Origin of the sequence: Kocuria coralli (assembly GCF_008831305.1) — a bacterium.
In the GTDB taxonomy this organism is placed as follows: Bacteria; Actinomycetota; Actinomycetes; order Actinomycetales; family Micrococcaceae; genus Kocuria; species Kocuria coralli.
Genome location: NZ_ML708610.1, coordinates 281,321 through 299,049 on the forward strand (window position 1 = coordinate 281,321; position 17,729 = coordinate 299,049).

Annotated in this window: 15 protein-coding genes and 2 tRNA genes; 7 read left to right on the forward strand and 10 right to left on the reverse strand. The window is 68.5% G+C overall.

The window, feature by feature from the left end:
* Positions 1-49 precede the first annotated feature (49 nt).
* From rph to FCK90_RS01265, 3 genes are read left to right on the forward strand one after another with little or no spacing between them, the layout of a single operon-like run.
* Complete coding sequence (rph, locus tag FCK90_RS01255; RefSeq protein ID WP_158032477.1) at positions 50-811, forward strand: ribonuclease PH; 762 nt, start codon at positions 50-52, stop codon at positions 809-811.
* A gap of 4 nt (positions 812-815) precedes the next feature.
* Positions 816-1,541 (forward strand): RdgB/HAM1 family non-canonical purine NTP pyrophosphatase, encoded by a 726-nt coding sequence (rdgB, locus tag FCK90_RS01260; protein ID WP_158032478.1) that lies wholly within the window; start codon positions 816-818, stop codon positions 1,539-1,541.
* Positions 1,535-2,404 (forward strand): phosphotransferase family protein, encoded by an 870-nt coding sequence (locus tag FCK90_RS01265; RefSeq protein ID WP_158032479.1) that lies wholly within the window; start codon positions 1,535-1,537, stop codon positions 2,402-2,404. Before rdgB ends, FCK90_RS01265 begins: the two co-directional genes overlap by 7 nt.
* Here FCK90_RS01265 and FCK90_RS01270 read toward each other — a convergent pair.
* Positions 2,394-3,689: an ADP-ribosylglycohydrolase family protein gene (locus FCK90_RS01270; RefSeq protein WP_158032480.1), complete on the reverse strand. Its 1,296-nt coding sequence runs from the start codon at positions 3,687-3,689 to the stop codon at positions 2,394-2,396. The genes FCK90_RS01265 and FCK90_RS01270 overlap by 11 nt on opposite strands.
* A 218-nt stretch (positions 3,690-3,907) precedes the next feature.
* On the opposite strand from FCK90_RS01270, the gene FCK90_RS01275 reads away from it, so the two are divergent.
* The gene (locus FCK90_RS01275; RefSeq protein WP_158032481.1) at positions 3,908-5,407 is read left to right on the forward strand and encodes an MFS transporter; all 1,500 of its coding nucleotides are present in this window, start codon (positions 3,908-3,910) and stop codon (positions 5,405-5,407) included.
* 79 nt (positions 5,408-5,486) lie between these two features.
* On the opposite strand, the gene FCK90_RS01280 is transcribed toward FCK90_RS01275, so the two are convergent.
* The 8 genes from FCK90_RS01280 to bcp all read right to left on the reverse strand — a co-directional run bounded on the left by FCK90_RS01280 (position 5,487) and on the right by bcp (position 13,707).
* A complete protein-coding gene (locus tag FCK90_RS01280; protein WP_158032482.1) occupies positions 5,487-6,149 on the reverse strand; it encodes an MBL fold metallo-hydrolase in 663 nt (220 codons plus the stop codon).
* An 11-nt stretch (positions 6,150-6,160) separates the two neighbouring features.
* Positions 6,161-7,285 carry an S-(hydroxymethyl)mycothiol dehydrogenase gene (locus tag FCK90_RS01285; protein ID WP_158032483.1) on the reverse strand — a complete coding sequence of 375 codons (1,125 nt, stop codon included), beginning with the start codon at positions 7,283-7,285 and terminating at the stop codon, positions 6,161-6,163.
* A gap of 172 nt (positions 7,286-7,457) precedes the next feature.
* Positions 7,458-8,627, reverse strand: coding sequence for a YihY/virulence factor BrkB family protein (locus FCK90_RS01290; protein ID WP_158032484.1), 1,170 nt, complete (start codon positions 8,625-8,627; stop codon positions 7,458-7,460).
* A gap of 204 nt (positions 8,628-8,831) precedes the next feature.
* Positions 8,832-9,209, reverse strand: a complete 378-nt coding sequence (locus tag FCK90_RS01295; RefSeq protein WP_246179873.1) for a MarR family winged helix-turn-helix transcriptional regulator — start codon at positions 9,207-9,209, stop codon at positions 8,832-8,834.
* A gap of 452 nt (positions 9,210-9,661) precedes the next feature.
* The gene (locus tag FCK90_RS01300; protein WP_158032486.1) at positions 9,662-11,146 is read right to left on the reverse strand and encodes a malate:quinone oxidoreductase; all 1,485 of its coding nucleotides are present in this window, start codon (positions 11,144-11,146) and stop codon (positions 9,662-9,664) included.
* 176 nt (positions 11,147-11,322) lie between these two features.
* On the reverse strand, positions 11,323-12,942 hold the full coding sequence (locus FCK90_RS01305) for an ABC transporter substrate-binding protein (protein WP_158032487.1): 1,620 nt from the start codon (positions 12,940-12,942) through the stop codon (positions 11,323-11,325).
* Between the two features lie 120 nt (positions 12,943-13,062).
* Positions 13,063-13,145, reverse strand: a tRNA-Leu gene (locus FCK90_RS01310).
* Positions 13,146-13,233: 88 nt separating this feature from the next.
* Positions 13,234-13,707, reverse strand: coding sequence for a thioredoxin-dependent thiol peroxidase (gene bcp, locus FCK90_RS01315; RefSeq protein ID WP_158032488.1), 474 nt, complete (start codon positions 13,705-13,707; stop codon positions 13,234-13,236).
* A 179-nt stretch (positions 13,708-13,886) separates the two neighbouring features.
* Here bcp and FCK90_RS01320 point away from each other — a divergent pair, with 179 nt between their 5' ends.
* Complete coding sequence (locus FCK90_RS01320) at positions 13,887-14,462, forward strand: MarR family winged helix-turn-helix transcriptional regulator (protein ID WP_158032489.1); 576 nt, start codon at positions 13,887-13,889, stop codon at positions 14,460-14,462.
* A gap of 185 nt (positions 14,463-14,647) precedes the next feature.
* Here the strand turns inward: FCK90_RS01320 and FCK90_RS01325 are convergent.
* A tRNA-Lys gene (locus FCK90_RS01325) sits at positions 14,648-14,720 on the reverse strand.
* Positions 14,721-15,264: 544 nt separating this feature from the next.
* Between FCK90_RS01325 and FCK90_RS01330 the strand changes: the two genes are divergently transcribed.
* The gene (locus FCK90_RS01330) at positions 15,265-17,166 is read left to right on the forward strand and encodes an acetolactate synthase large subunit (protein WP_158032490.1); all 1,902 of its coding nucleotides are present in this window, start codon (positions 15,265-15,267) and stop codon (positions 17,164-17,166) included.
* Complete coding sequence (gene ilvN, locus FCK90_RS01335) at positions 17,163-17,699, forward strand: acetolactate synthase small subunit (protein WP_158032491.1); 537 nt, start codon at positions 17,163-17,165, stop codon at positions 17,697-17,699. Before FCK90_RS01330 ends, ilvN begins: the two co-directional genes overlap by 4 nt.
* Positions 17,700-17,729: the final 30 nt, after the last annotated feature.

The following is a 17,729-nucleotide window of genomic DNA, read 5'->3' on the forward strand; positions in this document are numbered from 1 at the left end:
GCATGTCCGTGTTGGTGCGGGCGGCGCTCGCGCGACTATCCTGAGGGACATGACCCCTGATGCAGTACCGGCCACATCCGTTTCATCCGATTTCCGCCGGGGGGACGGTCGCGCCGTGGACCAGCTGAGGCCCATCACCATCACCCGCGGCTGGTCCGAACAGGCCGAGGGCTCGGCCCTGATCGAGTTCGGCGGGACCCGCGTGCTGTGCACGGCCTCCGTGACCGAAGGCGTCCCGCGGTGGATGCGGGGCGAGGGCCGCGGCTGGGTGACAGCCGAGTACGCCATGCTGCCGCGAGCCACGTCCACCCGCTCCCAGCGCGAGTCGGTCAAGGGCAAGATCGGCGGGCGCACCCATGAGATCTCCCGTCTGATCGGCCGCTCGCTGCGGGCGGTGATCGACCTGCGCGCCCTCGGCGAGAACACCGTGGTCCTCGACTGCGACGTGCTCCAGGCCGACGGCGGGACCCGCACCGCCGCGATCACGGGCGCCTACGTGGCGCTGGCCGAGGCCATGGTGTGGGCGCGGAAGGAGGGGCTGGTCACCGGACAGCCCCTGACCGACTCCGTCTCGGCGGTGTCGGTGGGGATCATCGACGGTATCCCCGTGCTCGACCTGCCGTATCCGGAGGACGTCCGCGCCGAGACGGACATGAACGTCGTCATCACCGGAGCCGGGGAATTCGTGGAGGTCCAGGGCACCGCGGAGGGAGCCCCCTTCAACCGCGGCGAGCTGGACAGCCTGCTGGACCTGGCGGTGGCCGGGTGCGCCGAACTCGCCCAGATCCAACGCGAGACGCTGGGGGAGTAACCCGATGCCTGACCCGCGAACCGACGGGCCGCCCCAGGGCGGCGAAGAGCCGTCCCCATCGGCCCGGCCCGGTGCCCGGCTGGTCCTTGCCACGCACAACCGGGGCAAGCTGGCCGAGCTGCGGCGCATGGTCGCCGATGCCGTGCCGCACCTGGACCAGGACGCCGTCGTCGACCTCGGATCGCTGGGTGTGGACCCTGCGGTGGAGGACGGGACGACGTTCGAGGCGAACGCCCTGATCAAGGCCCGGGCCGCCGCCGCGGCATCCGGCCTTCCCGTCGTGGCCGACGACTCGGGTCTGGCCGTCGATGTGCTCGGCGGGGCTCCCGGGATCTTCTCCGCACGGTGGTCCGGACGGCACGGCGACGATCGCGCGAACCTGGAGCTGCTGCTGGCCCAGCTCGGCGATATCTCCGACGAGCACCGGGGCGCCGGCTTCGTGTGCGCGGCGGCTCTGGTCACCCCCGGAGGATATGAGCACGTGGAAACCGGGTCGCTGCGCGGGAGCCTGCTGCGCGAGCCCGTCGGCGACGGCGGCTTCGGCTACGATCCCGTCCTGCGGCCGGAGGGCCTGGAGGTCTCCTGCGCACAGCTCACCGGCGAGGAGAAGAACGCCATCAGTCATCGTGGTCAGGCCATCCGCGCGCTGATCCCGTACATCGTCAGGGTGCTGGAGGCCCCCGTACCGGAGCATCCCGGCGGAGGCGCAGGCGAGAGCGCGCCATGGTAGCCCAGGCACTGCGCAGGATGATGCCGTTCGCGGACGTGGTGGACGCCGTGCTGGCGGAGCTCGGCGAGGAGAGCGACTGTACCCGGTGGTCCGTGGTTCCCACCGGGTCCGCGCATCTCGTGGTCGAGATCGACAAGCGCATCTCGGTGCGGATCGCCAAGAACCCGGCGGCCCGCAAGAACCTCGCCCGGCGTACCGAGGTCCTGCGTCGGCTCCCCGACTACGACTTCGGCATCCCGCGGCCGCTCACGCGGACCCGCACCGTGAGAGGCCACACCGCCGTGGGCCTGACCTGGGTGCAGGGTTCGCACCGAACCGCGGGCGTCCCCGCCTCGAGCCTGCTGAACCTGCTCGAGCAGCTGTGGGACACCGACACCTCGAGTTTCGACGGGTTCCTGGACCGTCCCGGGCAGCACTGGGGCGGGCACAAACGCCGGCACGTGATGCTCGACGAGGTGGTCCCCATGCTGCTGCCCCGGAACAGGGAGCTGGCGCGCGAGGCGATCAGCGACCTGGCGGAACTCGACGTGGTCGAGCCCCGGCTCGTGCACTCGGATCTGATGAGCAACAACATGCTCTGGCAGGGCGACGACCTGTCGGGCGTGATCGACTGGGACCACGCGTGCCTGGGCGACCCCGCCCAGGACGCGGCCTCGCTGGCGCTGTGCTTCGGATGGAACACGATGGACAAGGTGCTCCCTCCGGAGGTCATGCGCAGGGCCCGGCTGCACTCCCGGATCGTCCCCATGCAGTCCGTGGCCTACACCCTGGTCCAGGAGATGGACACCGCCCAGGTCAACCAGGCGGTCAACCGGGCCGATGAATGGATCGACACCCGTCTGCGGCGGGTGCTCAAGCGGTAGCGGAGGACGTCCAGCCCAGTTCGCCGCACCAGCGGCGGCCGGCTTCCTCGATGACCGGAAGCACGTCGAGTCTCCGGACCAGGCTTTCCGGGATCGCGGCCGTGCCCAGGCCGGCACCGGTCAGGGCCCCGGCCACAGCCCCGGCCGGGCTGGCGGCACCGGCATACTCCGTCTTCGTCCTTCCCGCGATGCTCAGGGATACCGCGCGCATCAGCTGGTCCCGGCTGCCCGGCGCACCGTCCTCCTCGGCGCCCGGCTCCGGCGAGGCGGAATCCGTCCCCTGCGGTTGTCCTGCCGGGTGGGCGGTGAGGCTCTGCCGCTCGGCGGCCACAGCGGCCCACACCCCTCTGGCCAGGGCGCTGGGCGCGGTGCTCCCGTCCCCCAGCCCGTCGGGTACGCCATCCTCCGACATCGGCCGCCGTCCGAGGTCGAGGGCGGCGCTCAGCAAGGCGATGCTCCGCTCGCCCGGGCGGGTGAGCCGGGGCAGGACCTCCAGTGCGGCAGCCGCACCCGCGGCGATAGGGGCCGGTATCTCCGAACGGCTCGCGTTGACCGTCGCCTGGACCGTGAGGGCGTAGCCGACCGCCGCGACCTGTGCCTCGGGATGCCCGTGCGTGATGGCCGACGCGTTGATGGTCATGGTGGCGATGGACTTCCACCCGACGGGCAGGAGCCCGAACGGCGCGGCCCGCATGATCGTGCCAGCATCCATGGCATCGGCCAGCAGGGGCCGTTCGACCTCTCCCATCGCACCTGAGCCCAGCACCGCCAGCGCGGTGCGGTCGGGTGAGCGGCGCGCGTGCAGCCCCTCGAACGCGTCGATCCACCGGGGCAGGGGCGATGGGGCGGTCTCCGGGAAGCCGGTGCCCTGAGTGCGGAGCCAGCGGAGATAGGCCAGCCACAGGCACGCGGTCTCGTCGGCGGGCTGACCCGCATTGGCCCATTCGACCGCCTCTAGGAGACCGTCGAGGGTGTAGAGGTTCAGCTGGGTGACGGCGGAGACCTGAAGGTCCCGCGGTGGCTGGGCGGTCTCATCGTCGCCGGCCCGGCCGCCGGCACTCGCCCGCAGGCGGCTCGCCTCGGTCGTCTCCTGGAAGGCGATGGCGTCGCCGAGCGCGCCGCCCAGGAGCAGCGCGCGCACTCGCTCGCCCAGCCCGGAGGAGTCTCCGTCGAATCCGCGATCCGGGTCCAGTAGCCGTCCGTGCGGGGACCGGGAGCCGTGCTCGGCGGTCGGGGGGTTGCTGCGGCCGGGCGATTCCGGTGTGCTGGATGAGTTCACGGGCATGATGCCATTCTAGGAATGCCGGTCCGGGATTCCCGTTTCCGGGGCCTTGCCGGAGGTTGCCCACGACCCCGGTCTCCATCATGCCGGTACTCTTGAGCGGTGACCGGCCAGGCCGGGATGGGAGCCGGCAGGAACGGCCCGCCGAGGCAAGGACCCGGGCCCGCGTATCGCGGCTCTGGGGAGGTCACCACCGACATCCGAGGACGAGGAGGCAGCACATGGCGTTTCGGCAGCCGGCGGGCAGTGGTGGCTCCCCGCAGGAGACCCGCGCTGCCCACGCGGAACAGCCGGACGAAGCGCCCGAGGGGCTGGCGGCCGGGACCGAGCGGACCACCGCTGCGGCCACCGGGGAGCAGCAGGCCGTCCCGGCCGACGATTCCTCGTCCCCGCAGCGGCCCGGGGACCGGAGCAGCCTCAGCGAGATGCTGTTCCGCGACTACAGGCGCCTGCAACGACTGGTCGGCCGCTCGTATCTAGCGCTGACCCTCCTGGTGCGGCTGCCGAGCGTGATCATGCCCCTGAGCGTGCTGGTCTATGTCTCGGCCGCCTCCGGTTCGGGGTGGTGGGGTTCGCTGTGCGCCGGGGCCATCTACCTGGGCCACGCGATCTCCACGGGTATCACGGGCCTCTACGCACCGTGGAAGCACTACCAGTGGGGCATCCTGATCCAGACGGTCCTCCAGGTCGCCGCCGTGCTGTGGCTGGTCCGCAGTCTCGTGGACCAGGCTCAGGACCCCTCGGGCCCCTGGCCCTGGTACCTGTGCCTCCTGGTCGGGGCGGCATCGCCCCAGCTCGGCATCGCCACCCGCATCCGGTGGCCTTCGATCCTCTACTTCCACCGGGACCAGTCGCTGTCAGCGGTCGCCATGCGCCACGAGGCGGTCATGGACGCCCTGGCCATGGTCGTGGGCGCACTGGTGGCCGGGGTGGTGGCCGTGGCGGCCGGCTCGCTCGTCGGGATCATGGCCGGTTCGGGCCTGCTGGTCCTCTGCACCGCCATGCTGCTGTTCCACCCGACGTCGGGGCTTCCCGTCTGGGGCACGGCGCTGTGGGTGCGCAGCAAGAAGCACCTGAACAGGGCGGAACTCCGGCGCCGCCGCGCACGGCGGTTCGTCCGGTTCCTCCCCGTCCTGGGAGGGGGCTGGCTGGGTCTCCTGTGGGGCTCCGTGCAGATCGGGCTGGTGTACTTCGCCGCCAGCATCGACGTGATCGAGAGCATCGGTGCGCAATTCGCGGCTCTCGGCCTGCTGTCGGCGATCTCCGCGGTGATCACCGCGGGATTCGGCGTGAAACGGCCGTGGAACCTGTGGGTCTTCTGCGCCGCAGCCAGCGTCCTGGCCACCATGCTCATGTCCGTGCCGGCGGGACCGTTCAGCATGCTGCTGGTCCTGGCTGTCATCGGTGCCGCAACCGGGCCTACGCTGGTAGCTGTCTTCGGGATCGTGCCGATCATCAGCCCCCGCCGGTTCATCACGGGGCTGAGCGCGACCACCTATGTCCTGATCCAGGTCGGCATGGCCCTGGGGCTGGTCATCGCCGCCGGCCTGGGCAACTTCGGGGGCTACCAGACGGTCGCGCTGCTGCCGGTGGTGGCCTCCACCCTCCTGCTCGCCACCGCGTTCCTGTTCATCGACCGCCGTCGTCGTGTGGCCATGGACATGCCTGTCAGTGCACGTCGCCGGGCGGCGTTCTCCGGAAGGGTCGTATCGGGCGACTGAGCCCCGCACGACCCTCCCGGATCGGGCCGGGGCGCTGACCCGCGGTGCCGGGGCACCGCGGATCGGCGCCGCCGGACACTCAATGGCCGCGGGCCAGCCACTCCTCGACATCGCCGGCCTCGGCGCCGATCAGGGTGGAATCGCCATGGCCGGTGAGCACCACCGTCTCCTGGGGGAGGGGCAGGAGGCGCTCGCGGATCGAGTCCACGATGGTCGGGAAGTCCGAGTACGAGCGCCCGGTGGCTCCGGGCCCTCCCTGGAACAGGGTGTCCCCGGAGAACACGACCCCCAGCTCGGGGCTGTACAGGCATACCGACCCGGGGGAATGACCGGGCGTGCTCAGCACCGTCAGGGTGATACCCCCGAGCTCGAAGACATCGCCGTCCGCCAGCCCGTGGTCCGGCGCCGTGTCCGGGTGGACCGCGTCCCAGAGCATCCGGTCGGAGGGGTTCAGATGGGTCTGCCCGCCGATGAGCCGGGCCGTGTCCAGCGCGGCCCGGATGTGGTCGTCGTGCCCGTGGGTGAGCAGGATCCTCTTGACGGTCCTGCCGTCCACGGCCTCGGCGACCGCTTGCGGGTCGTGAGCCGGGTCGATCACGAAGCACTCGTCGTCGTCGCCGACGATCCAGACGTTGTTGTCGACCTCCCAGGTCCCCCCGTCCAGGGAGAAGGTGCCGCTCGTCACGCAGTTCTCGACGCGGACCCGGCCATCGGCGGAGGTGGTCACTTCAATGGTGGTCATGGGCTGGCCTCCTAGACGGCGGTGCGGGCGGAGTTCTTCAAGGCGTCCATCTCGACGACCGATCGCAGCACGCGCCCCTCGCGCATCTTCGCGAAGGCCGGCTCGACGTCGCCCAGGGCGATGCGCTCGGAGACGAAGCCGTCCAGGTCCAGGTTCCCCAGACGGTAGTGGTCGACGAACATGGGGAAGTCCCGGGCGGGCAGGCAGTCGCCGTACCAGGCGGACTTGATGGAGCCTCCGCGTCCGAAGACCTGGTCCAGGGGAGCCTCCCAGACGGTGCCGGGATCGGGCACGCCCACCAGCACCATCCGGCCGGCGAGGTCGCGGGCCTCGAAGGCCTGCTGGAAGGTCTTGGCGATTCCCACGGCATCCACCACCAGGTCGGCGCCGTTGCCGCCGGTCAGTTCCTGGATGGCGAGCACGGGATCCTGCCGGCCCGAGTTGATCAGATGCGTCGCCCCGAACCGCCGGGCGGTCTCGAGCTTCTCGTCGTCGAGGTCCACGGCGATGATCCTGGTGGCCCCGCCGAGCCGGGCTCCGGCGACGGCCGCCGTGCCCACGCCACCGCAGCCGATCACGGCCACGGACTCGCCCCGCTTGACGGCCCCCGTGTTCAGCACGGCGCCCAGACCTGCGGTGATGCCGCAGCCCAGCAGGCCGACGGCGGCGAACTGCTCCGGCTCCAGCTCGCCCTCGATCTTGGTGCACTGCCCGGCTGCCACCAGGGTCTTCTCCGCGAAGGCGCCGATACCCAGGGCCGCGGTCAGCTCGGTGCCGTCCGTCAGCGTCATCTTCTGGGTGGCGTTGTGCGTGGCGAAGCAGTACCAGGGCTCTCCGCGGCGGCAGGCACGGCACTCGCCGCACACGGCGCGCCAGTTGAGGATCACATGATCGCCCACTTGGACCTCGGTGACCCCCTCGCCGATCGCCGAGACCACGCCCGCGGCCTCGTGGCCCAGCAGGAACGGGAAGTCGTCCGAGACTCCGCCGACCTGATAGTGATGGTCGGTCTGGCACACCCCGCAGGTCAGGATGTCCACGAGCGCCTCTCCGGGCCCCGGATCCGGCACGAGGATCGTCTCGACGACGGCTGGTTCGTCCCTGGCCTTGACGACGACGGCCTGGACCTCATGCATGGTTGTGCTCCCATCGGTGGATTGTCTCTGCGGCTTGTCGCTTTCCACGAGGAACCCGCGGAAAGAACGGTAAAACAAGGGAAAAGAGCGGGGTGCGGCATCGCGGAGGACTGAGAGTCTTCTGCAATGCCGCCCCCCGATTCTAGAGAAGGACGCCGGTGGCCCAAGGCCTTCAGCGTGTTTGCGTGCGCTGCCTTTCCAGGAGCTCCTTCGCCTCGGCATCGAAATTCGAGACGTCGGCGCGTCCGTTGGAGCCGTTGTCCTTGCCGTTGCTGCTGTAGTCCACGTTCTCATGGGCCAGCCGTACCTTGCGACCCTCCTCGACCAGCTTCTCGTGCTTCTCGAGGGCCTTGGTCACGGCCTTCACGTCGCGGGGCGGCAGGTGGAGCATCTCCTCGGACGGGATCCCCGCATCGAGCTCCCGCCCGCGCTGGATCTCCGCGTCGATCTCCGCGCCGATGAGCAGGACGTTGTTGAAGATCCAGATGCCCAGCAGGCCCAGGATCACACCGCCGATGACCCCGTAGGTGGAGGTCTGGGAGGCGAACTGGGTGGCGTAGACGGAGAAGGCCGCGGCGGCCACGATCATCCCGACGATGGCGAAGACGGCACCGGGGGAGACCCACCTGAACTTGGGCTGCTTGATATTCGGCGTGAGGTGGTAGAGCACGGCCACCAGCAGCACCAGGAGGAACAGGATGACGGGCCATTTCGCGATGTTCCAGACCATCACGGTGGTCTCGCCCAGGCCGATCAGATCACCCAGCGTGCGTGCTACGCCGCCGGAGAGCAGGATCATCAGGAAGATCAGCACCACCGTGACGACCACGACCAGGGTCACGGCGAGCATCGTGGCCTTCAGCTTGATGAAGCTGCGACCCTCCGAGATGTCGTAGACCCGGTTCGTTGCGCGGGAGAAGGCGCCCACGTAGCCCGAGGCGGTCCATAGCCCCGAACCCACACCGATGATCAGCGCGACCACGCCGGCGCCGGTCGACCCGGCGAGGTTGGCGATGGTGGGTTCCAGCAGCGTGTTGAGCTCCTCCGGGACGCGGCCGTCCAGGAAGTTCGTGATGGCGTCCGTGGTCTGCTGGCCCTGGCCGAACACGCCCAGGAGGGAGACCACGGCGAGCAGTCCGGGGAAGACCGACAGGACCGTGAAGTAGGTCAGCGAGGCCGCCAGATCGGTGCAGCCGTCCTCCGTGAACTCGGCCAGCGCGCGTTTGAACACGTACTTCCAGGATCTCTTGGAGACCTGAGTGGGATTGTCCGGTTTCGAGTCGTGCTCGGGGGCGGGCGCTTCAGCCCGCTCCAGGGTTTCACGGAGGGTGTTCTTGGACACGGGAACTCCTTTTCTACGTGGGCGGACTCTCGGAAGCCAGGGAGTCCGAGGCTACGCGACCTCAGCCAAAGCCGCTGAACATGCAACAAGCTTCTCATCAGTGTACTGATGAGAAGCTTCTTCGTGCGCTATGCGGAGCCGGGCGGCCCGGTGCCCGTAGGAGGATCCGTGTACTGGATCCGTCGGCCGGCCCGGCCGACGGGACTAGTCCCTCAAGCTCTGGCGAAGCCGATCGGAGAGCCGGGTCAGGATTCGAAGTTCCTCGGTATCCAGGCCGTTGGCCATGAGCTCGTGCACGTGGCGGTCGAAATGCTCGGCGATGCGCTCCTGGAGGTCGAGTCCGTCCTCCGTGAGACGGATCCGCAGGCCGCGGAGGTCCTGAGGGTCCTGCCAGCGGTGGACCAGGCCCTTGGACTCGAGGCGCTCGAGCATGCGGGAGAGGCTCGACTGGGTGAGCAGAACGTATTCGTTGAGCTCGTTGAGGCGGATCCCGCGATCATCCGCCCGCGAGAGGTTGAACAGCACGTCGTACTCGCGCATGGAAAGGTCCGCGAACTCTTCCCGACGCTGCAAGCGGCGCATGACCGTGACCTGCGCACGGTATAACGCTTCCCACGCTGCCGTTGAGGTTCCGACAGGGTCATTAATGGATTCTCTGGTGGGCACGGAGCAATAGTAAGCGATGGAATTCCGATTAATCGGGCGCGCTCGTCCGCTAATGTGGGGCGGTCTTATTGAAATAGCATGCATTAAGCGAAGGTTGTGGCTGCCACCTGGGCTTTTAGTCCGATGCCCAGCCCGTGCCGGATGTTGACGTGTCAGTTGACATGTCATCCCCGTGTCGGCCCCGGGCTGCCCTGGACGGTCCGCGCCCGTCCAGGGGCCTCAGCCGGGCCGCACCGCATGCTGAAGGGGCTTTTTGCCGGATCGAACGCCGGCGCGCGAATCGGCGCACCGGCGTTCGACATGGCCTCACCGGTCGGGGACCGGGCGAAGCAGACGGCGGGAGAGGGGACGGTGCGAACCGTCCCGGATCACTGGATACCGAGGACTCCGGCAGTGTGATTCATGATCTCGTCTGCGAGCCGGGGATCGGAGTCGAGCGTGCGGCCGTAGGCCGGAATCAGTTCCGTGAGCCGCCCCTGCCAGGAGTCGTGGCGGTTGGGGAAGCACTGCTTCAGGAGATCCAGCATGATCGGCACGGCGGTGGAGGCGCCGGGGGAGGCCCCCAGCAGGCCGGCGATGGAGCCGTCCCCGGCGGTGATCAGCTCGGTGCCGAACTGCAGCACTCCGCCCTTCTCCTTGTCCTTGCGCATCACCTGGACGCGCTGACCGGCGTGGACGAGTTCCCACTCGTCGCCGTCGGCGGTGGGGTAGTACTCCTGAAGCGCCTCGACGCGCTGGGTCTTGTTCTTCAGGAGCTCGGAGATCAGGTACTTGACCAGGTCGAGGTTGGCCAGGCCGGCTCGCGTCATGGGGTAGAGGTTGTCCGTCCGCACCGAGCGAGGAAGGTCGAGCAGTGAGCCCTGCTTCAGGAAGTTGGGCTTGAACCCGCCGTAAGGGCCGAACAGCAGGGACTTCTTGCCGTTCTCGTAACGGGTGTCGAGGTGCGGAACCGACATGGGCGGGGCGCCGACCGAGGCCTGGCCGTACACCTTGGCGTTGTGCTGCTCGGCGATCTCGGGCCTGGTGTTGCGCAGCCACATGCCGGAGACCGGGAAACCGCCGAAGCCCTTGATCTCCCGGATGCCGGACTTCTGCAGCAGCGGCAGCGCGCCGCCGCCCGCGCCCACGAAGACGAACTTGGCGCGGATCTCGCGGGTGTCCTCCGAGTTGAGACGATTCCTGGTGCTCACCACCCACGATCCGTCGGACTGCTTGGTCAGGCCGGTCACCTGTGTTCCGGTGCGGATCTGCGCGCCGTTGGCGGCCATGTGATCCACGAGCTGGCGGGTCAGCGCGCCGAAGTTGACGTCGGTGCCCTCGGGGGCGAACGTCGCGGCGACGGCTCCTGCACCCCGGCCGCGCATGGTCAGGGGCGCCCACTGGGCCAGCTGGTCCCGATCCTCCGAGTACTCCATCCGTTCGAACAGCTTGTGCTGCTTGAAGGCCTCGTGACGGGCTTTGAGGTACCGCACGTGGGCGTCGTTGAAGACCATGGAGATGTGGGGCACCGGGTTGATGAAGTCCGAGGCCCGGCCCAGCTTGCCCTCCGAGACCATCGTGGCCCAGAGCTGCCGGGAGGTCTGGAACTGCTCGTTGATCTTCACGGCCTTGGCGGTCCCCACGGTGCCGTCCGGGTTCTGCGGGGCGTAGTTCAGCTCGCACAGGGCGGAGTGGCCGGTTCCCGCGTTGTTCCAGACGCTCGAGCTCTCCTTGCCGATACCGTCGAGGCGCTCGGCCAGGACGATGTTCCAGGTGGGCTCGAGCTCCGTGAGCAGGGCGCCCAGAGTGGCGGACATGATGCCACCACCCACCAGGAGCACGTCCGTGGTTTCGGTGGTCGTCGCTTGGGTCACTGTGTGGTCTCCCGTCGGGTTGGAACAGGGTGCAGCAGGCAGCGCCCTGCGGACAGTCGTCTCCAGGTTAGTCCCCGGGAGCCGTGGCCCGCACACCGGAGCCGCGGGCCCGCCGAAACCGGAATCCGGTCGGCCATGGACGCTGATGGCCGACCGGACTCCGGGTTCGGTGAAGGCTAGTCGCCGTTGAGCTGCAGGGCGTTGAACTCCTCGAACCCGGTGGAGCTCAAGGGGAACGAGGCGGTCCGGTCGTCCACGGCCACCCCGCTGGTGGGAAAGGCCAGCGGCAAGGCGGCCTTCTCCTGCGTGACCCGGCGGTTGACCCGGCGGTAGAGCTCCTGACGCTCCTCGCCGTCGGGCTCCGCCGCGGCCTGGTCCACCAGGGAGCGCAGTGCTTCCGATCGCAGGCCGAGTTCCGGCGTCGGAGCGCTGAAGAGCGTGGCCATGAAGTAGTCGGGGTCCCTGAAGCCGCCGTTGATGCCGGAGAGGAAGAGGTCGTGGTCCTCGGACCTGGTGCGCAGGGTCTCCGCGTAGATGCTCCACGGCACGGGCACGGGCGTGATCTGGAAACCCGTCCGGGTCAGGAGCGCCGAGAGCTCCGCGAAGAGCTGTTCGGGCTCCAGCCCCCACTGCCGCGAGGCGCCGGTGGGATACAGGAACCGCAAAGGGGCGTCCTCGTAGGCGGAGCCGGCGAGCAGCTCCCTGGCCCGCTGGGGGTTGTAGCCGGGGTAGCCCACGTCGTTGCCGGGAACGTTGAACCTGGCGGGCAGGAACTCCTGGGCGGTGTTCGTGCCTTCCGGATAGTGGTCCCGCACGATGGCCTGCCGGTCCACCGAGGCCATCAGCGCTTCGCGGAGGTTGATGTCGGTCAGCGGACCGGAATCGCCGTGGATCCCCAGGTAGGCCACGGAGTAAGGATCGCGCTGCAGCACCTGGACGCCCTCGCGTGCCAGGGGGGCGAAAGCGCTCAGCCCCACGAGGTCATAGCCGTCCACCCTGCCCGTCCGCAACGCCACGTATCGCAGCTCGGTGTCGGGAATGGCCACGAACTCCAGGGTCCCGACCGGTCCCAGCTCACCCCAGTAGGTGTCGGAGGCCTCGAGGACTACCGACTGGCCCGGCCGCTGGCCGGTGCCCTCCTCGAGGCCGGCCTGCACCTTGAAGGCCCCCGTGCCCACGGGAGAGGTGCCGACGGTACGTGCCCCGATGGAGGACGGCGCCGCCATCCCGAACGCCGGATGGGTCAGGGCCTTCGGCAGGGCGGGATAGGGACGGGTCAGGAGGAGCCGGATGGTGTGCGCATCCACTGCCTCGCAGCCCTGGTAGATCGAGCCCTGCGGAGTCCCGCGCCGGAAGACGGCATCGAACAGGCTGTGCTGCCCGCTGGAGGTGTCCCGGACCGAGGCCGCCGCCCAGCGGTTGAGGTTGCGCACGACCGCCTCGGCGTCGAAGGACGAGCCGTCGTGGAACACGACGTCGGTGCGCAGCGCGAAGTCCCAGCTCAGCCCGTCCTCGGATGCCTGCCACTCCGTGGCCAGGGACGGAATGGGGTCCCCGGTCATGGGGTCGGGTGCGACCAGCCCGTCCAGGATCTGCCGGGCCATCCGGTTGGTCTCCAGATTGTCGGTCAGCGACGGATCCAGGGTGGGTGCGGTCGCGGCGTTGGCGAAGATGTAGTGCGCCGTGGGGAGGTCCTGGGTCTTCGGCCTCGAGGTGGACTCCTCACGGGAGCAGCCTGCGAGGACCGCCGCGCCGGCTCCGGCCAGGAAGATGCGCCGAGAGTACTTCAGGGCCATGCGTTCTCCTCTCCCGACGGCTCTCGCTGGGCGGGGCCGAAGGAGCCCGCTGGCGTGCGGCTGCACGTGGATCCGTTCCGCTACGCGTAAGCCATCCAGTGCCTAGTCGTGTGACGGCGATGGTGCGCGAGGCGGGACTTGAACCCGCACGCCGAAGCACAGGAACCTAAATCCTGCGTGTCTGCCAATTCCACCACTCGCGCGCTGCCCGGCTGATCACCACAGGGTGTTTCCTCCTGGGTATTCATGGAACGGGACCGGTCGATTGTACCGAGAACTTCCGGGTCGCCCTTATTCGGACAGGCCGAGATCCCGCCGCAATTTCGCGACGTGTCCTTTCGCCTTCACGTTGTACTGGGCCAGGGCGACCTCCCCGTCCGCGCCGACCACGACGGTCGAGCGGATGAGTCCTTCGTAGACCCGCCCGTAGTTCTTCTTCTCGCCCCATGCGCCCCACGCCTCGGCCACCTCGTGATCGGGGTCGGACAGGAGCGGGAAGGTCAGCGACTGCTTCTCCGTGAAGTCGCTGATGGCGGACTGCTCGTCGGGGGAGATGCCCACCACCGCGTAGCCGTCCGCGACGAAGCGTTCGAGGCTGTCGCGGAAGTCGCAGGCCTCCGTGGTGCAGCCCGGAGTGGAGGCCTTGGGGTAGAAGTAGACGATCACCCGGCGTCCCGCGTAGTCGCTCAGCGATACGGAGTCGCCGTCCTGGTCGGCAAGGGTGAAATCGGGAGCTTTCGAGCCCGGGGTGAGTCGCTGGACCATGGTGGTTCCTCCTGGAGGCGGTGGACGATGAGGTGCCGGCGATGAGCCCGGTGTCCCGTGGCCCTGCACCAGTAGGTAGTAGGCGACATGTTGCCCCATCTAGCCAGGGGCGCGCATCCCGCATAGGATGTAAGTACGCTTAGTCAATTAGTTCCCTCGTCATGGGTATAATCCGCGCCATGCCCCAGAATTCCCAGTGGCCCACAAACCGGCTCCTATCGACCGCAGCGCGGTTGGTGGAACACGCCTGGAACGAACGCCTCGCCTCGTTGGGGATCACTCACGCAGGCGTCATGGCCCTCGACGTCCTCGGGTCGCAAGGCGGCTTGACGCAAGCCCGGCTGGCGCAGGAGGTGCGGGTCCAGGCGCAGACGATGGGCAAGACCCTGCACCGGCTCGAGATCCACGGGCACGTGACCCGTAGCCGCAGCGTCAGTGACCGCCGCAGCCATCTGGTCGTCATCACCGATGAGGGGCGTCGCGTCCTGCAGGAGGCCACGCGTTTGGAGGAGGATCTCCTGGGCGACGGCTCGATGTCCGACGAGCAGCTGCGGGCGGCGCTGGCGCATATCGTGACCACCCTGGGCGGCACGCGCTGGAAGCTCAAGGTGGATGACGACGGCGAGGTCCGCGAGGTCGCCTCGGACTCGGCGCCGAGTTCGGAGACCCCGGTCGTACAGGCCGCGACCGGCCAGGTGCAGACCGTGGGTGCCGACGGCGCTACGGAGTCCCAGCCGGGGGAGGCTCGGCCCTGAACCACGCCCGTCACGAGTGAACGAGCGAACCCGCCGGTCTATACTGCACCGGCGGGTTCTTGCCTTCCGGTCCAGCGCCGGTGAGCGATACTCGTAAACTCGCGGATCGAAATCCGCAAAGACAAACTTCGCACAGACGAAAGCGACCGCATCGGAATTCCGATGCGGTCGCTTTCATTCGAAAGTGCGCCCCCCGGGACTCGAACCCGGAACCCGCTGATTAAGAGTCAGCTGCTCTGCCAATTGAGCTAGAGGCGCATGCCGTGGCTATTGGCCACGGCCGTAGACAGTACCACATTCCTGCGCTGGCCGTTCACGCCCGTTTCAGGGTGATGAGGTCAGAGAATGCCGTCCTGTCGGCTGCTCGAGCCGCGACAACGATCAGGAAGTCTACGCTTTCGGGCGGCGGCCGTCCATTCGCGGCGGGGCCGTGTGGGGTGTCTCACGATGTGAAACACAGTGACCGCTGTTTGACACCGGTCTGCGCACGGCGGAGCATATGAGCATGCAGTGCATCACGTCAGGTATCGCCGTCGTCGTAGAGCCGGTCGTCCTTCTTGGGCGACGGGCCTGACGCCGCATACCAGCGCGCACCGGGCCCCGATAGCCGCCCCATCCGGCGGCCGGGGCCTTCTTCGTGTCCGGCCCACAGCCAGGCGCGTCAGGTACGCAGGGGGCCTTTGCGATCATCGGCATTCGCGGCAAGGACGTCCGGGATCATCCCCGGAACCCACCCGGTCGAGGCAAGCAGTGCAGCCGGAAGTAGTGACTTTCACCGATCGATTGAACTGAAGGACGCGAGATGAGTAAGGGACAGTCCATCAGCCCCGCGTTGATGGCTAACAAGCGGACGGGATCACCCGTCGAGCGCCGCACGTCCACTGAAGCCCACGGTGTGGTGCTTCCGGAGGTCCCGGGAGCCAACCAGGTCGTCGACCCCGTCCCCATGACGGGTTCCCAGGCTGTCATCCGATCGCTCGAAGAACTCGGGGTGACCGACATCTTCGGCCTGCCCGGTGGTGCCATCCTGCCCACCTACGACCCTCTGCTGGAGAGCACCAGGATCAACCACATCCTGGTGCGCCACGAGCAGGGGGCGGGCCACGCCGCGCAGGGGTACGCCATGGCCACCGGCCGCGTCGGCGTGTGCATCGCGACCTCGGGCCCGGGCGCGACGAACCTGGTGACGGCCCTGGCCGATGCCAACATGGACTCCGTTCCCATGGTGGCCATCACGGGGCAGGTCGCCTCGACCCTCATCGGCTCGGACGCCTTCCAGGAAGCCGACATCGTGGGCATGACCATGCCTATCGTCAAGCACTCCTACCTGGTGACCGATGCTCAGGACATCCCCCGGGTGCTCGCCGAGGCCTTCCACCTGGCCTCGACGGGGCGTCCCGGTCCGGTCCTCGTCGACATCGCCAAGGACGCGCAGGTCGGCCCGATGGAGTTCTCCTGGCCGCCGGTTCTGGAGCTGCCCGGTTACCGCCCGGTGGCGCGGGGGCATTCCAAGCAGATCCGCGAGGCCGCCCGTCTCGTGGCCCAGGCGCAGCGCCCGGTCCTGTACGTCGGGGGCGGAGTGGTCAAGGCCGACGCCTCGGCCGCGCTGACCGAGCTGGCCGAGGTCACGGGGGCTCCCGTGGTGACCACGCTGACCGCGCGCGGGGTGTTCCCGGACTCCCACGAACAGCACCTGGGCATGCCCGGGATGCACGGAACGGTGCCCGCCGTCTACGCGATGCAGCAGTCGGATCTGCTGGTCACCCTGGGGGCGCGTTTCGACGACCGCGTGACGGGGGTGCTGTCCACGTTCGCTCCCGGTGCCAAGGTGATCCACGCCGACATCGACCCGGCGGAGATCTCGAAGAACCGCGTCGCCGATGTGCCGATCGTGGGTGATCTGGCCTCGATCATCCCCGAGCTCACGGAGGCTTTCCGGGGTGAGACCGAGGCCCAGGGCGCCCCCGACCTCACGGAGTGGTGGCGTGTGCTGCGCGGACTGCGCGACTCCTACCCGCTGGGGTGGACCTCGACCGCCGACGGTCTGCTGGCCCCCCAGTACGTCATCCAGAAGATCTCGGAGCTCACGGGGCCGGAGGCCTGCTACGTGGCGGGTGTCGGCCAGCATCAGATGTGGTCCGCGCAGTTCATCAAGCATGAGCGTCCTCGCCAGTGGATCAACTCCGCGGGCCTGGGGACCATGGGATTCGCCGTCCCCGCGGCCATGGGAGCGCAGGTCGGACAGCCCGACCGTACCGTGTGGGCGATCGACGGCGACGGCTGCTTCCAGATGACCAATCAGGAACTGGCCACGTGCGCGCTGAACAACATCCCCATCAAGGTCGCGGTGATCAACAACTCGTCCCTGGGTATGGTCCGCCAGTGGCAGACCCTCTTCTACGACGGGCGCTACTCGCACACCCACCTCGACACCGGGCACGAGTCCCGCCGGATCCCCGACTTCGTGAAGCTGGGCGACGCCTACGGGTGCGCCACGTTCCGATGCGAGCGCGAGGAGGACGTCGAGGCGACGATCAAGGCCGCTCTCGAGGTCAACGACCGCGCGGTGGTCATCGACTTCGTGGTATCGGCCGACGCCATGGTGTGGCCCATGGTGCCCTCGGGCGTGTCCAACGACCAGATCCAGATTGCCCAGAACATGACCCCCGAGTGGGTCGGCGAAGACGAAGGAGCAGGCGCATGAGCCGCCATACGCTGTCAGTGCTGGTCGAGGACAAACCCGGCGTTTTGACTCGTGTTGCCGCGTTGTTCGCGCGCCGTGCCTTCAACATCGACCAGCTGGCCGTGGGAAACACCGAGGTGCCGGGACTCTCGCGGATCACCGTCGTCGTCGACGTCCAGGGCGATGCCCTGGAGCAGGTCACCAAACAGCTGAACAAGCTCATTCACGTGATCAAGATTGTGGAACTGACACCGGAGACCTCGGTGCAGCGCGAGCACATCATGGTCAAGGTCCGCGCCGACGCCGCAACCCGGCTGCAGGTCACCCAGGCCGCGGACCTGTTCAGGGCCTCGATCGTCGACGTCTCCACCGACTCGGTCGTGATCGAGGCCACGGGCGCCACCGAGAAGATGAGGGCTCTACTCGACGTCCTCGAACCCTTCGGTGTCCGCGAGATCGTCCGGGCCGGTACGCTGGCGCTCGGACGTGGGCCCAAGTCGATGTCCGACCGGGCACTGCGCCACGGAGATCCGCTTTCGTACCCGAGGGCCTAGTGATATCAGGTGCAGCCTGGTCGGGCCGCA